The sequence below is a fragment of the Symbiopectobacterium sp. Eva_TO genome (assembly GCF_053848865.1).
The window spans coordinates 287,128-301,744 of the sequence record NZ_JBSPEY010000004.1; the positions used below are offsets into that span (position 1 = coordinate 287,128).

The following is a 14,617-nucleotide window of genomic DNA, read 5'->3' on the forward strand; positions in this document are numbered from 1 at the left end:
ATTCATCAGTTAACACAAACGGGCGGGCTGCAAAGCACGCCCGCCTGGTTAGCCCGCGGGAATTACCAGCGGTAGTGAGCGAACGCCTTGTTGGCTTCGGCCATGCGGTGAACGTCTTCACGTTTCTTAACAGCAGTACCTTTGTTGTCTGCTGCATCAGAAAGTTCGTTCGCCAGGCGCAAAGCCATCGATTTATCACCGCGTTTACGAGCAGCTTCAACGATCCAACGCATTGCCAAAGCATTACGACGGACCGGACGGACTTCAACCGGAACCTGGTAAGTTGAACCACCTACACGGCGGGACTTAACTTCGACAGTCGGACGAACGTTGTCCAGAGCGACTTCGAAAGCTTCCAGTTCGTTTTTACCAGAACGCTGTGCCAGGGTTTCCATCGCGGTATAGACGATTGCTTCTGCGGTAGATTTTTTACCGTCTACCATCAGAATGTTTACAAATTTGGCCAGTAATTCAGATCCGAACTTAGGATCCGGCAGAATTTTACGTTGACCAATGACGCGACGACGTGGCATGGAAATACTCCGTTGTTAATTCAGGATTGTCCAAAACTCTACGAGTTTAGTTTGACATTTAAGTTAAAACGTTTGGCCTTACTTAACGGAGAACCATTAAGCCTTGGGACGCTTAACGCCGTACTTGGAACGGCTCTGCTTACGATCTTTAACACCAGAGCAGTCCAGTGCACCACGTACGGTGTGGTAACGCACACCCGGGAGGTCTTTAACACGACCGCCACGGATCAGGATCACGGAGTGTTCCTGCAAGTTGTGACCTTCACCACCGATGTAGGAAGTCACTTCAAAACCGTTAGTCAAACGCACACGGCATACTTTACGCAGTGCGGAGTTTGGTTTTTTCGGAGTGGTGGTATATACGCGAGTACATACACCACGTTTTTGCGGGCACGCTTCCAGCGCAGGAACGTTGCTTTTTGCAACCTTCAGAGAGCGCGGTTTGCGAACCAGCTGGTTAATTGTTGCCATTAAAAACTCCTGGTTTTTTTCGCTTCGTAAACACGTGATAAATCGCCCCATATATTACAGAGTAAAATATGGGGACGCAGAATTTTAGGGCTGACGGTGAAAGGAGTCAAGAAATAGTCAAAATTTCAGCATCACCACGCCAGTTGCACAGCGTGTTGGGCGGTCAGCCGGACAAATTCAGTATAGTCGACCAGTAGAATACTGGTTGATATTTGTTCTGCCAACCCACGGGCATTCACATCTTCCTGCAACGCGTAGACAGGAATGCCCAATGCCAGCAGGCGCGCCACCACGTTCCCCTGCCCCAACGCGGCAATAACGCCGTCTTGCAGCAGCAGCAGCGCATCCTGTGGCAACACACAACGCAACATAGAGTCTATATCGGTGTGATAGGGCGAACGGGAAAGCGTGTGCAAGCGCGTTTTCAGAGGTTGGGTCACAGGCTGCATAAGCGTAGCTCTCTCAAATAAAACACTCTCAAATTAAAACGTAAGGACAGTGTCATAGTCGGCAAGCGTTGCACGCAGGGCATCCGGCGCAAGACGTTCAACATCAATCACCCATGCCGTATCCGCGTTCAGGCCGCGCTGATCGGCAGACACCGCGCACAGATAGCAGCGCTCGATATCGTACAGCGGTAGCACGCCAAACGTGGCAATGTAGTTACGCATCAGAATGGTGTAAGGTTGCTGGCCGGGCAACAGTTGCAGCACACCGTCACCGATAAAAAACACACCAATATCATCGCTCAGCGCCGAGGTGGCCAATAAGGCATCCAGCCCTTCTCGCCCCGACGCGTCGCCGTGCGGAGCATGGGTAAACAAAAAAGCGATGCGTTTCATTATCGCTCCTTAAAACTGTACGACGCGATCGCACGTCAACACGGACTGAGCCAGTTCACCTAACCCGCTCAGTGAAAAACCCGGTTGCAGATTAGAGGCAGGCAGTTCGAGCAGCCTTGCCTGTTCACAGTCCGTGATACCGCGACGCAGTGCGGCAGCCACGCAAACATTCAGCGTCACCTGGTGCATTGCCCCCAACTGCTGCCACGCACCCGTCAAATCGAACTCGTCATTCGCGGGAGACGTCAGTTGACTGGCGTTCAGCACCCCCTCCCGATAAAAAAATACGCTTTCCAGGCTGTGCCCTTGTGCAATCAAAGCCCGGGCAAACAGCAGCGCGCTACTCGCCTGCTGCGTACCGTATGCCGGGCCTGTCACCAAGAGGCAATAACGCAACATTAGCGGTCATGCCCGCTGAAATCACCGTTTTTAAACTGGCGAATGTAGAGGTAAACGGTGTGCTTGGAAATATTCAAGCGATCCGCCACCTGATTGATCGCGTCTTTTATATCGAAAATACCCTTTTCATAGAGGTTCAGCACAATTTGCCGGTTCTTGGCATTGTTAGAAACGTTGCGATCCGCGTTCACTTCTTCAATAGAGAATTCGAGCGTCTGCGCAACGAGATCGTCCACGGAGGAGGCAAAGTTCACCGAGGAGGCCACTTCATGGGTTTCCGGCGGAATAAATGTCTGCACAATCTGGGAAAAAGGCACATCAAGGTTCATGTTGATGCACAGAAGGCCGATCACACGTTGCTCGCGGTTACGAATAGCGATAGTGACTGATTTCATCAGCACACCGCTTTTGGCTCGAGTGAAGTACGCTTTGGATACGCTACTGTCTTCTCCCGCCATATCATGCAGCATACGCAACGCCAGATCGGTAATCGGTGAACCGATTTTACGCCCGGTGTGTTCGCCGTTGGCAATGCGCACTGCAGAGCATTTAAGATCTTCTAACGCGTGCAACACGATTTCACAGTGTTCACCGATCAGCATCGCCAGACCGTCTACCACCGCCTCGTAAGATTTCAGGATCTCATGGTCCGTCGGGTTAAACGGCCGTTCCTCCAGCAAATCAAGTTCATTTGATTCGCCAGACACAAGCGAATTTGACATGGCTGACACCATCCTCGACATCATCTATTTAATGGCCTTAAACGTTTAGGCACTCACCATCGACAGGACATTAAGTGTATTAGCTCAGACCTGATCTGACAGTTACCGGTTATTTATACAGGTGTCTGTCAGATTAAATCTGGTTCAGATTTTTTTCTGCCCAGACTCGTTTACCATCAAGTAACGTGGCCATTGGCGTACGCCCGCAGCACATTTTACCCTGATGAGTTCGCTCATTATTGTAATGCCACAACCAGTTGTCCAGATCCTTTTGTAGACTTTCTAGGTCCTCGTATAACGTCTTACGGAACGCAACCTGATAAAAATCCTGCAAAATAGTTTTATGGAAGCGCTCGCAGATACCGTTTGTCTGCGGAGACATCGCTTTCGTTTTCGTATGGTCTATATCGTTGATAGCCAAGTACAGCTGATAGTCATGTTGTTCCACTTTACCGCAGTACTCCGTCCCCCTGTCCGTCAGTATTCTTAGCATTGGCAGCCCCTGAGCTTCGTAGAACGGCAGCACGCGATCATTGAGCAGGTAGGCGGCAGAGATCGGTGCTTTACTCGTGTAAAGCTTGCAGTGCGCCACTTTCGAGTACGTATCCACGAACGTCTGCTGGTAGATACGGCCAACACCTTTCAGATTACCCACGTAGAAGGTGTCCTGCGACCCCAGATAACCCGGGTGAGCAGTCTCTATTTCACCACAGGCTTCGTCGTCGTGCGCCTTCTTCTCCAGTGCAGCGATTTGAGCATCAGTAAGTACGATGCCTTCTCTGGCAACTTTTTCCTCAAGTGCCTTCAGGCGCTTACGAAAGTTTTCCAGATCGTGTCGTTGCCAGATGGAGCGCACACCGCTGCCAGAAATGAAGACGCCTTTTTTACGCAGCTCATTACTGGTCCGGTGCTGGCCATGAGCCGGGAACTCAATGGCGTAATCAACAACCGCACGTTCAGTGGCTTCATCAGCACGGTTTTTCAGGTTGGGAACCCGGCGGTTTTGGTTAACCAGAGCGTCAATGCCGCCTTCTGCCGCCAGTTCCTGATAGCGATAAAACGTGTCGCGTGACACCCCCATGATTTTACAGGCTTTTGATACGTTACCGAGTTCTTCGGCGAGATTGAGCAGGCCGGCTTTGTGTTTGATGATGGGATTGTTAGTATGAAGCATGAGAGTTACCTCGTGTTTTGTATAAGGATTCGACACCCATATCAAAACCGGTAACTCTCAACCTTTCAAGGTCCAGTGTCAGATCAAGTCGCGACTAATACAAATCATTACAATGAAAACCATCCGCACAGTGCGCTGGGATACAACTCCCCAAGAGAATATCGGCGCCAGCGGGCATCGTTAACTTAAGATACAAAAGCTGTCCGGAGATGGTGGGTCAAGATCAACTGGGGCAGCTATGCAAGAGAGGTTCCGAAGCAGAAACATCTGACTGGCAAGATCTTCACGCAACGCATAGAGCGCAATAACCTGACGCTCCGTACCCGCATTAAACGACTGGCGCGTAAAACGATTTGCTTCTCGCGCTCCGTCGAGATCCACGAAAAAGTCATCGGAGCCTTCATCGAAAAACACATGTTCTACTAATTGGAGTCATTACCCGCAGTTGGTCGCAACAGCCTGGGCATCCGCATCCACGTTTCGTGGTTCAGACAAACGCGGTGGCGCTAACGGCGCGCGTATGCGTCTTGCACCACAGAACAATTGGGATGTAAACCAACCTGCACAGTTGGCGCAGGTGTTGAGCGCTCTGGAACACGTGCAACAGGCATTTAATGACGCTCAATCAGGCAACAAACGCGTTTCATTGGCCGATATCATCGTGCTGGGTGGCGTCGTGGGCGTTGAACATGCTGCGCAACGCGCAGGCCAATCGGTCAGCGTTCCTTTTACTCCAGGGCGTATGGATGCCTCTCAGGCGCAAACCGATGTCGCCTCATTCGACGTACTTGAACCCATTGCCGATGGTTTCCGCAACTATCAAAAAGCGCAATACAGCATCAGTCCAGAAGCATTGCTAGTGGACAAGGCGCAGTTGCTTACCCTTACAGCACCGGAAATGACCGTATTGCTCGGCGGGTTGCGCGTACTGAATATCAATACCGGGCAAACAGCGCACGGTGTCTTTACCCAACGCCCAGGCACCTTGACCACTGATTTCTTCATCAACTTGCTGGATATGAATACCACTTGGCACCCGATTGATGCATCGCACACACTGTTTGAAGGGCGCGATCGCACCACGGGTCAGCCAAAATGGACAGGAACACGCGTAGATCTGATTTTCGGTTCACACTCACAGCTACGGGCGCTGGCAGAGGTTTACGCCAGTGCTGATGCGCAGGCATCGTTTGTGCACGATTTCGTGGCTGTCTGGAATAAAGTGATGAATCTGGATCGTTTCGATCTGGTGTAGAGGTTATTCGGAGCTAGGGTCGTGCAGTAAGGCTCTTCTGGCGTCCCAACATGGTCTTAGGGCCATGTTGGGGCATAACCACAGAGCGGATTGCCGCCAGTGGCGTAATTCCGCTCATCAGTTTTACAAAGTAACAGGCAATCCCTTTGACAACTCCGCCATCCAAGAAAAAGTGCAAAGTCCAGGTTCCTGTCGTCATCAGCAGAATAGTTAAGACAAACACGCTAAACCACTTCTGTCGTTGCATAAATACCTCACGCTAAAATGGCACACAATAAAAAAAGTGGCACACAATAAAACGTGCCGAAATTTGATACCAAGTAAACAAGAAATACATACCAGCATATACTACAACAGAGTGATAATTGCAGTACGAAAATATGTAGGATTTCTTACTTTTCGGAATAAGCAACCACCATAACCCTATCTGTAAGCACTATGTTCTTGCTGGTTTGACGTTTCTTTTTTCTGCACCAGGTTATACCATCCAAAAGATGACCCTTCCTGCGGAGAGCCGGCAATGACGTTGCAAATTGGAATTTATGTTTTTGATAATGTTGAGGTATTAGATTTTTCAGGGCCCTATGAAGTTTTTACCTGCGCAACGCGTGTGGCGGGTGGATCCGAACCGCGTTTTAGCGTGTTCACGCTCGGAGAAAAGCGTGCCTCAGTGCGCGCACGTGCTGGATTAAAGATTGTAGTGGTCAACTAATATTGGCCACCGCATTAGACTGTATGTAGAACAGTCGCTCAGATTCGTTTGGAGTTAAGCCGCCGTTATACCAGTGAGGCCGGATAGCGCTGTAATACCCCGTGATGTAGCGGATAATCGCGTCCTGGGCTTCGCTGAAGCTGTTGTAACCCTTTGTCGGCACCCATTCTGTCTTCAGGCTGCGGAAGAACCGCTCCATTGGCGCATTATCCCAGCAGTTACCCCGCCGACTCATACTCTGCTTTATCCGGCAGCGCCACAGGGCTTGCCGGTATTGACGGCTGGTATAGTGGCTGCCCTGGTCGCTGTGGAACATGACTCCTGTTGGTTGTCCCCGGAGTTCCCAGGCCATCTGCAACGCTTTAACTGTCAGCGCCGAGTCCGGCGACGTCGACATGGCCCAGCCCACCGGTTTGCGGGCGAACAGGTCTAGCACCACCGCAAGGTAAGCCCAGCATTTGCCCGTCCAGATGTAGGTCACATCGCCGCACCAGACCTGATCCGGCGCGGTAACCGCGAACTGGCGGTTGAGATAGTTCGGTATTTCAACGAGTTCATTGCCGCCGCGTTTGTATTTGTGAGCCGGTCGCTGGCAGCTGGCGATACCCAGCTCCTTCATCAGCTTGCCAGCCAGCCAGCGCCCCATTTTGACACCAGAGCTGCCGGTGACGATGGTCGCGATACTTCGAGCGCCGGCAGAGCCGCCGCTGGCGTTCCAGGCTTCCATGACGCGACTACACTTAACCACGCGCTCACCGTCGGGTTCATTAGCGGAAGCCTGCCAGTGCCTGTAGCTGCTGCGATGTACCTCAAAAGTTTGGCACAACGCCGTGACCGGGTATCGCGCCCTCAGCCTGTCGACTACCGTGAACCGTTGAGTGAGTCCGACATTAAGAGCGCCGTAGCCTTTTTTAGGATTTCGTTCTCCATTTCAAGGCATTGGACTTTTTTCTTCATCTCACGCAGCTCGAGCTGTTCAGGGGTAAGAGGAAGTCCCGTTGGCGTTTTTCCCTGTCGTTCAAGGCGAAGCTTATTGACCCAGCGACTAATGGCAGAATGGCTGACATTAACCGCCTCTGCGGCCTTAACGTATGTGTAGCCGTGGTCGACAACCAGCTTTGCGGCTTCGAGCTTAAATTCCGCCGTAAAATGTTTACCCATGAGGTCACCTGTCGTGTTGATGAGGTGAGCATATCACCTCCGATCAGGTGGCCAGTATCAGTGTGCCACTACACTTTTGTTTCGGGCGGGGATCATGTGCTGGTGACCGGTTCCGTCTACGAACCGACCCAGGCATTCTGCGATAACGTGCTGAGCAAATTCAATGTTGCCACCAGCTACTTTGATCCACTTATCGGTGCCGGTATTGCTGACCTGATTCAGGAAAACACCAAAGTGGTGTTTCTCGAATCTCCCGGTTCAATCACCATGGAAGTGCACGATGTGCCAGCCATCGTCAGCGCAGTGCGTCGTGTTAATCCCGACATCGTGATCATCATGGATAACACCTGGGCGGCAGGCATTCTGTTTAAAGCACTCGAGTTTGGGATTGATATCTCCGTGCAGTCCGGTACCAAATATATTGTTGGCCACTCAGATGCCATGCTGGGTAACGCTGTTGCCAACGCACGCTGCTGGGATCAGTTGCGTGAGCACTCCTATCTGATGGGACAAATGGTCGATGCCGATACCGCTTACGTCGCCAGTCGCGGCCTGCGCACCCTTGGGGTTCGCCTCAAGCAGCATCAGGAGAGCAGCCTGCGCATCGCCCATTGGCTCGCTGAACGGCCAGAAGTGGCGGTCGTCAACCATCCGGCACTGCCGAGCTGTAAAGGACATGCGTTTTATGCCCGTGATTTCACCGGATGTAACGGATTGTTCTCGTTTGTGCTGAAGCAAAAGCTGAGCAAGGAGCAACTGTCCGACTATCTGGATAATTTTGTGCATTTCAGCATGGCCTATTCTTGGGGTGGTTTCGAATCCCTGATCTTGGCTAATCAGCCGGAGGATCTGGCTTCGATTCGTCCCGCTGGCGGCATTGACTTCACCGGCACACTTATTCGGTTACATATCGGGCTTGAAGACTGTGATGATCTGATCGATGATTTGACAGCCGGATTCAACAGAATTCACAAAATGTGACGGCGATATCCCTTGATATGGCTGCGGTGGTGTGTGTAAAGCGTGTATGATGAACGGAATAAGCAAGACAAAAAAACCGCTTTACACGAATAACAGAGCTTACGTCTGTCGCCGAAAGGCGTTCGTATTGGCGACACTAAGATCTTGGCCCTACGCTATTGCTTAGCGACACAGATTGATCCGTTCGGCGTTTGTGCGAGCAGGGTTGTACTTTGGGCCCCTACACCTGGCAGGAAGTAATATGAGTGTGGTTCACGACATCATTCAGGCGCTGTGGCAGCAAGATTTCAGTGCGTTGGCCGACCCCAATGTTATCTGGGTTATTTACGGCATTCTTTTCACGACATTATTTCTGGAAAATGGCTTACTGCCGGCCTCATTTCTGCCGGGAGACAGCCTGTTGCTGCTGACCGGGGCCATGATCGCCAAAGGCGTGATGAGCTTCGTACCCACCATGTTCCTGCTTACCATCGCGGCCAGTCTCGGCTGCTGGCTCAGCTACCTGCAAGGTCGCTGGTTGGGAGATACGCGCATCGTGAAAGGGTGGCTGCTGCAACTACCCGCATACTATCATCAACGCGCCTATCATATGTTCCATCGTCACGGTCTGGTGGCGTTGCTGATTGGCCGTTTTCTGGCTTTTATCCGCACCCTGTTGCCGACCATGGCGGGAATTTCTGGCCTCAACAGCCTGCGTTTTCAGTTGCTTAACTGGCTCAGCGGCTTTCTGTGGGTGTTTGGTATCGTCACACTGGGCTATGCTATTAGCCATGTGCCACTGGTCAAGCGCTATGAAGACCAGGTGATGACCGCGCTGATCATTCTCCCCATTGTGTTACTGATCAGTGGATTGGTTGGCATGCTGGTAATGTTGTGGCACAGAAGGCGCTCCGCCGCCTAACGCAGGACCTCTCCAGGCTCTTATTCAACGATACCCGCTGCCCTCTGATTTTCTTGATGTTACGCGCAAGAAAAGCAGGTACCGTTATATCTCCTCGCCGCTTTGCTGCTATTTTCGGCTAGACTTAACCGACATGTCCTGTCCATTACGAACAGGGTTGAAGGGATACCATTCATCACCGTATCCGGTGGCTGAAATCCAACCGAGCCCTTGCCGACCTCGGCAAGGAGGATTCTCGAATAAAGGAGAATGACATGACAACGCAACCCATGATCAAACTGGCCGACGGCAACATCATGCCACAGCTCGGCCTGGGCGTGTGGCAAGCGACACACGATCAAACGGTAGCTGCGGTGACCGATGCGCTACAGACCGGCTACCGCGCCATTGATACTGCCGCGATTTACAAAAATGAAGCAGGCGTTGGAGAGGCGCTACAGGCCAGTACGCTGCCCCGCGATCAGTTGTTTATCACCACTAAACTGTGGAATACCGATCAGTCCGATCCGCAAAAGGCACTGGAAGAGAGCCTGCAAAAGCTGCGGCTGGATTTTGTCGATCTCTACCTGATCCACTGGCCGGTGCCGGATCAGGATACCTATGTTGATGCCTGGCGCGGCCTGCTGCGTTTGCAGGAGCAGGGGCTGGTTAAAAGCATTGGCGTGAGCAATTTTCATCCACACCATTTACAACACCTGAAAGCAGAAACCGGCGTATTTCCGGTCATCAATCAGGTTGAGCTACACCCTTTATTCCAGCAGCGCCAATTACACGCCTGGAATGCCACGCATCAGATTCAAACCGAGTCCTGGAGTCCGCTGGCACAAGGGGGAGAAGGGGTATTCGAGCAACCGCTGATCCGTCAGCTCGCGCTGAAATACGACAAAACGCCTGCGCAGATTGTGATCCGCTGGCACCTGGATTCTGGTCTGGTGGTGATCCCGAAATCCGTTACCCCCGCGCGCATCCGAGAAAATTTCGATGTGTTCGATTTCCGTCTCGACAAAGACGAACTGGGCGAGATCGCCAAGCTGGATGCAGGCAAACGGCTGGGACCAGACCCGGATGTCCAACGCACCACTTTTCCGACCAAAGACTAACGTGGTTTCCGCCACTGTGAGTGGCGGAAATCCTTTTTTCCGCTGCACTCGCCCCCCTCTTAAGATCGCTATCAAATAACAATCAGAATTCCCTCCAACATTAACAGACACCAAACGAGCTTCCCGCATCCATTGATCGGGTAAAGACCCTACCACATGATTCATGGCGCAGTTCAGGCGTTCGAGTAATACCCAAACCCTACGAATGATGGAGATGTTACCGATGAAAAATGCAATCAAATATCTGCTTCTGGCGAGCATATTGAGCCTTACCGCGGGCGTTAACGCGCACATAGGCCACGATCGGATGTATTTCGACGACCCGGCAACAGGTCCGGATGTAGGTACAGCGGAGTGGGTACGCTGCCAGGCCCGAGGCGGTTGTCAGTAATCTGACGAGACAGCCAGCCTCAATGGCACTGAGGCTGGCTGAAACACGGATTCAGTCCGATATCTGTATTTCGTAAATATCACTGCGACAGTAAATTTCACAATATTCGAGCAAGCCATTTTGCGCATTATAGGTATGCTAGCGATAAAACAGCAGCGGCATGCCTGGCTGAATGTTTAACAAACGCGCTGTTTCAGCCTGACAGGCAATCGCCTTGATGCGCACCTTCTTTTTCGCCGGGAGAATTCCACGCTCAGCCCAGTATTGATAGAGCGAATGCTCCAGAATTTCCGGCGCAGGCAACAACGCCAACGGGATCCATGTCGTTTCCAGCGACACGGGTTCACCGTTGATCAATCGTACACGCCGCAGTTTGGTCACGCGCTCACCTTTCAAAGCAGGAACGCTGCTGGCGACGTCATCCGGCAACAGCGTGGTGGTGCGCTCCAGCCAGCGATTACCGGCAATACCTCCGGCTTGCAACACCAGCTTGGTGAACCCGGCTTCTTCATCATCCAGTGAATAGTCAAGATGCTGGCTGATGCGCGTCCCGACGCCCTGCTGGCGCACAATCAATCCTTTTTCTTCCAACAGCGACAATTCGCGAGAGACCGTAATGCGAGAAATATCCAACTGCTGCGCGATCGCACGTTCAGCAGGAAAAAACTGCCCCGCCAGCGCTTTGTTCTGGTTAATACCCTGCTCCAAAACCATCGCCAATTGCATATAGCGCGGCGCTGTAGAGGGTTTCTCAAGTGTTTGCCTGACCCAACGAAATAGCTCCTGCATAGTACGGCCTTATAGTGTTTTTTTACGCCACGGGAAGCATCCCCCCGACAGGTGTCAACATGGCAAGAGCACATTACCACGAAACAAGACTCATGATGTAGTCCCCTGTAACACCAGACAGTAGCTGTATCTCCAGATAAGAGATAGGCTTAGATATATGTCTAACAATCATGCTAATTTTGAAATGACCGGGATCCTGTTAGGGCAAGAAGTCCATAAGCGTAAAACTCCGCAAGAGAAAATCGCCATCATTCAGCAGACAATGGAGCCGGGGATGAACGTCTCCCATGTAGCCCGCCTGCATGGCATCCAGCCCAGCCTTTTGTTTAAGTGGAAGAAGCAATACCAGGAAGGAAGCCTCACCGCCGTTGCGGCCGGAGAAAAAGTGGTTCCAGCTTCGGCGCTGGCGACTGCCCTCAAGCAGGTCCGGGAGCTACAGCGCCTTCTGGGTAAGAAGACGATGGAAGTTGAGATCCTCAAAGAAGCAGTGGAGTACCGCCAGTCGCGAAAATGGATAGCGCACGCGCCCTTGTTGCCAAAGGACGGGGAATAGCTCTGGTCAGCCGCGCCATGAGCGTGTCGCGTGCGCAGCTGTCACTGCGGGTTAACCGTTCTGCCGACTGGCTGGACAGGCGCAGCAACCGGCGTAATGACGAAGCTGATGCTGAGATATTATCGGACATCCTCCGTATCATCAGCGACATGCCCAGTTACGGTTACCGCCGAGTGTGGGGTATCCTGCGTAAGCAACGTCGTGCAGAGGGACTTCCACCGGTGAACGCCAAACGGCTTTACAGGATAATGAGCGAGCATAACCTGCTGTTGTTGCATGATAAAACTGAACGTCCGAAGCGGGAGCATAAAGGCAAAATCGCGGTAGCAGAGAGCGATATGCGCTGGTGCTCAGATGGCTTCGAGTTCGGTTGTGACAACGGCGAGAAGCTGTGGGTGACGTTCGCACTGGACTGCTGCGACCGGGAGGCCATAGACTGGGCAGCGAGCACCAGGGGTTATGACAGTTCAACCGTGCAGGATGTGATGCTGAGGTCGGTGGAAAAAAGCTTCGGTAGCGCGCTGCCGGATAAACCAGTGCAATGGCTGACGGATAATGGTTCAGCGTACACAGCGCATGAAACGCGGAAGTTCGCCAGAGAACTGAATCTGGAGCCCTGCACAACAGCAGTGAGCCGTCCACAGAGTAACGGCATGGCAGAACGGTTCGTGAAGACGATGAAGGAAGATTACATCGCCTTCATGCCAAAACCCGATGTGCGAACAGCGCTGAAGAACCTTGCAGCGGCGTTCAATCATTACAATGAAAACCATCCGCACAGTGCGCTGGGATACAACTCCCCAAGAGAATATTGGCGCCAGCGGGCATCGTTAACTTAAGATACAAAAGCTGTCCGGAGATGGTGGGTCAAGATCACTATGAGATTTACGTGAAGAACGATCACACGCTGGATTACCGCATTCACAGCGGCATCGTCGCTAACCGTTGGGTCAAGGATCAGTTTGCCCACATCGTTCGCGTTGCCCACAGCGTTTATAAAATTTCGTGGACGGAACCGACGGGCACGACCCTGTACATAAATTTGTGTAATTGCCTGATTTTGATATGTTCAATCCAACATCAAAAACAGGTTAATTTATGGACGAAAAACAGTTGCAGGCTCTGGCTAACGAACTGGCCAAAAATCTCAAAACCCCTGGCGATCTCAGCCAATTCGATCGCCTGCTGAAGAAAATCAGCGTTGAGGCTGCTCTCAACGCCGAAATGTCCCACCATCTGGGCTACGATAAAAATCAGCCCAAACCGGGGGCCAACTCCCGCAACGGCTATTCCACAAACACCGTGACCACCGGCGATGGCCCTCTGGAACTACGTACTCCGCGCGATCGTGATGGCTCCTTCGAACCACAACTGGTGAAGAAAAACCAGCCCCGGATCACCGGGATGGATAACCAAATCCTGTCCCTGTACGCCAGAGGGATGACCACCCGCGAGATAGCGTCTGCGTTCAAAGAGCTGTATGACGCGGATGTCTCACCGGCGCTGGTCTCGAAGGTCACCGACGCCGTGATGGAACAGGTTACTGAATGGCAAAATCGTCCACTGGATGCAGTCTATCCCATTGTTTACCTTGACTGTATCATCCTGAAGGTCCGGCAGGACAGTCGCGTCATCAATAAATCCGTGTTCCTGGCTCTGGGTATCAACATCGAGGGCCAGAAAGAACTGCTGGGTATGTGGCTGGCCGAAAACGAGGGCGCGAAGTTCTGGCTCAATGTGCTGACAGAACTAAAAAACCGCGGCCTGAACGATCGCCTGTGTCGACGGTCTGAAAGGCTTCCCGGACGCCATCAACGCGGTGTATCCGGAAGCCCGCATCCAGCTGTGCATCGTGCACATGGTACGCAACAGCCTGAGGTTCGTCTCTTGGAAGGACTACAAAGCCGTCACACGCGACCTGAAAGCCATCTATCAGGCCGCTACGGAAGAAGCAGGCCAGCAGGCGCTGGAAGCATTCGCCAGCGCATGGGACAGCCGCTATCCACAGATAAGCCGGAGCTGGCAGACGAACTGGAGCAATCTGGCAACGTTCTTCGCTTACCCGGCAGATATCCGCAAAGTCATCGACACAACCAACGCCATCGAGTCGCTGAACAGTGTGATCCGGCATGCGATTAAAAAACGCAAGGTGTTCCCGACTGACGACGCAGTGAAAAAGGTGGTGTGGCTGGCAATCCAGTCGGCCTAACAGAAATGGACGATGCCACTGCGGGACTGGCGTATGGCAATGAGCCGTTTTATTATCGAGTTCGGTGACCGCCTGGACGGTCACTACTGAGAAAGGCATTTACACAGAATCATGTACAGGGTCACGGGCACCGATGTCAGCCTGATCGTGAATCTGGGCGATCGCCTGTTCCACGGCACCATCTTCTTCCCGCGTTGGGTTATCAACGATCCGCAAAAAACCGTGTGCTTCCAAAACGATCATATCCCAACCATGGAAGCCTACCGCGCTGCGGGCCCGGCCTACCCAACGGAAGTGATCGACGAGTTTGCCACTATTACTTTTGTGCGTGATTGCGGCCCCGATAACGAAAGCGTGATCGCTTGCCCGGCCAGCGAACTGCCGGCCAATTTTCCTGAAAAGCTGAAGTAAACGATACTGCAGT

13 protein-coding genes and 6 pseudogenes are annotated in these 14,617 nt (G+C 52.3%); 10 read left to right on the top strand and 9 right to left on the bottom strand.

Annotated features, from left to right (window positions below; all coding sequences use genetic code 11):
- Positions 1-62: 62 nt before the first annotated feature.
- From rpsG to ACWWJF_RS03510, 7 genes are all read right to left on the bottom strand, one after another.
- Positions 63-533: a 30S ribosomal protein S7 gene (gene rpsG, locus ACWWJF_RS03480; RefSeq protein WP_455868689.1), complete on the bottom strand. Its 471-nt coding sequence runs from the start codon at positions 531-533 to the stop codon at positions 63-65.
- 96 nt (positions 534-629) lie between these two features.
- On the bottom strand, positions 630-1,004 hold the full coding sequence (gene rpsL, locus ACWWJF_RS03485; protein WP_195315730.1) for a 30S ribosomal protein S12: 375 nt from the start codon (positions 1,002-1,004) through the stop codon (positions 630-632).
- A gap of 131 nt (positions 1,005-1,135) precedes the next feature.
- Positions 1,136-1,444: a sulfurtransferase complex subunit TusB gene (tusB, locus tag ACWWJF_RS03490; protein WP_455868690.1), complete on the bottom strand. Its 309-nt coding sequence runs from the start codon at positions 1,442-1,444 to the stop codon at positions 1,136-1,138.
- Between the two features lie 42 nt (positions 1,445-1,486).
- Positions 1,487-1,846 carry a sulfurtransferase complex subunit TusC gene (gene tusC / locus ACWWJF_RS03495; RefSeq protein ID WP_455868691.1) on the bottom strand — a complete coding sequence of 120 codons (360 nt, stop codon included), beginning with the start codon at positions 1,844-1,846 and terminating at the stop codon, positions 1,487-1,489.
- 9 nt (positions 1,847-1,855) lie between these two features.
- Complete coding sequence (gene tusD / locus ACWWJF_RS03500; RefSeq protein ID WP_455868692.1) at positions 1,856-2,245, bottom strand: sulfurtransferase complex subunit TusD; 390 nt, start codon at positions 2,243-2,245, stop codon at positions 1,856-1,858.
- On the bottom strand, positions 2,245-2,967 hold the full coding sequence (locus ACWWJF_RS03505) for a helix-turn-helix transcriptional regulator (RefSeq protein ID WP_455868693.1): 723 nt from the start codon (positions 2,965-2,967) through the stop codon (positions 2,245-2,247). Before ACWWJF_RS03505 ends, tusD begins: the two co-directional genes overlap by 1 nt.
- 133 nt (positions 2,968-3,100) lie before the next feature.
- Positions 3,101-4,141, bottom strand: a complete 1,041-nt coding sequence (locus ACWWJF_RS03510; RefSeq protein ID WP_455868694.1) for an IS481 family transposase — start codon at positions 4,139-4,141, stop codon at positions 3,101-3,103.
- A 225-nt stretch (positions 4,142-4,366) separates the two neighbouring features.
- Here ACWWJF_RS03510 and ACWWJF_RS03515 point away from each other — a divergent pair.
- The 3 genes and pseudogenes from ACWWJF_RS03515 to ACWWJF_RS03525 all read left to right on the top strand — a co-directional run.
- Positions 4,367-4,567 (top strand): annotated as a pseudogene (locus ACWWJF_RS03515) (IS1 family transposase); the annotation flags it as partial.
- 13 nt (positions 4,568-4,580) lie between these two features.
- Positions 4,581-5,396: pseudogene (locus tag ACWWJF_RS03520) on the top strand (peroxidase family protein); the annotation flags it as partial.
- Between the two features lie 526 nt (positions 5,397-5,922).
- Positions 5,923-6,108: a hypothetical protein gene (locus tag ACWWJF_RS03525; protein ID WP_455868695.1), complete on the top strand. Its 186-nt coding sequence runs from the start codon at positions 5,923-5,925 to the stop codon at positions 6,106-6,108.
- On the opposite strand, the gene ACWWJF_RS03530 is transcribed toward ACWWJF_RS03525, so the two are convergent.
- Positions 6,101-7,269 (bottom strand): IS3 family transposase gene (locus ACWWJF_RS03530; RefSeq protein WP_455868696.1). Its coding sequence is split into 2 segments (ribosomal slippage): positions 6,101-7,014 and positions 7,014-7,269, totalling 1,170 coding nucleotides; the frame shifts between segments, so codons are not numbered across the junction. The two genes, ACWWJF_RS03525 and ACWWJF_RS03530, sit on opposite strands and share 8 nt — an antisense overlap.
- Before the next feature lie 72 nt (positions 7,270-7,341).
- On the opposite strand from ACWWJF_RS03530, the pseudogene metC reads away from it, so the two are divergent.
- From metC to dkgA, 3 genes and pseudogenes are all read left to right on the top strand, one after another.
- Positions 7,342-8,250 (top strand): annotated as a pseudogene (gene metC / locus ACWWJF_RS03535) (cystathionine beta-lyase); the annotation flags it as partial.
- Positions 8,251-8,491: 241 nt separating this feature from the next.
- Entirely contained in the window at positions 8,492-9,151 is a 660-nt protein-coding gene (locus ACWWJF_RS03540) for a DedA family protein (RefSeq protein ID WP_455868697.1), read from the top strand.
- A gap of 254 nt (positions 9,152-9,405) precedes the next feature.
- Complete coding sequence (gene dkgA, locus ACWWJF_RS03545) at positions 9,406-10,251, top strand: 2,5-didehydrogluconate reductase DkgA (protein ID WP_455868698.1); 846 nt, start codon at positions 9,406-9,408, stop codon at positions 10,249-10,251.
- Between the two features lie 529 nt (positions 10,252-10,780).
- Here the strand turns inward: dkgA and ACWWJF_RS03550 are convergent.
- Positions 10,781-11,431 (bottom strand): GntR family transcriptional regulator, encoded by a 651-nt coding sequence (locus ACWWJF_RS03550; RefSeq protein WP_455868699.1) that lies wholly within the window; start codon positions 11,429-11,431, stop codon positions 10,781-10,783.
- A gap of 184 nt (positions 11,432-11,615) precedes the next feature.
- On the opposite strand from ACWWJF_RS03550, the gene ACWWJF_RS03555 reads away from it, so the two are divergent.
- The 4 genes and pseudogenes from ACWWJF_RS03555 to ACWWJF_RS03570 form a co-directional block, all read left to right on the top strand.
- Positions 11,616-12,823 (top strand): IS3 family transposase gene (locus tag ACWWJF_RS03555; RefSeq protein WP_455870910.1). Its coding sequence is split into 2 segments (ribosomal slippage): positions 11,616-11,937 and positions 11,937-12,823, totalling 1,209 coding nucleotides; the frame shifts between segments, so codons are not numbered across the junction.
- Between the two features lie 35 nt (positions 12,824-12,858).
- Positions 12,859-13,029: pseudogene (locus ACWWJF_RS03560) on the top strand (phenolic acid decarboxylase); the annotation flags it as partial.
- A gap of 53 nt (positions 13,030-13,082) precedes the next feature.
- Positions 13,083-14,283, top strand: a pseudogene (locus ACWWJF_RS03565) (IS256 family transposase).
- A 33-nt stretch (positions 14,284-14,316) separates the two neighbouring features.
- Positions 14,317-14,604: pseudogene (locus ACWWJF_RS03570) on the top strand (phenolic acid decarboxylase); the annotation flags it as partial.
- Between the last annotated feature and the right edge of the window lie 13 nt (positions 14,605-14,617).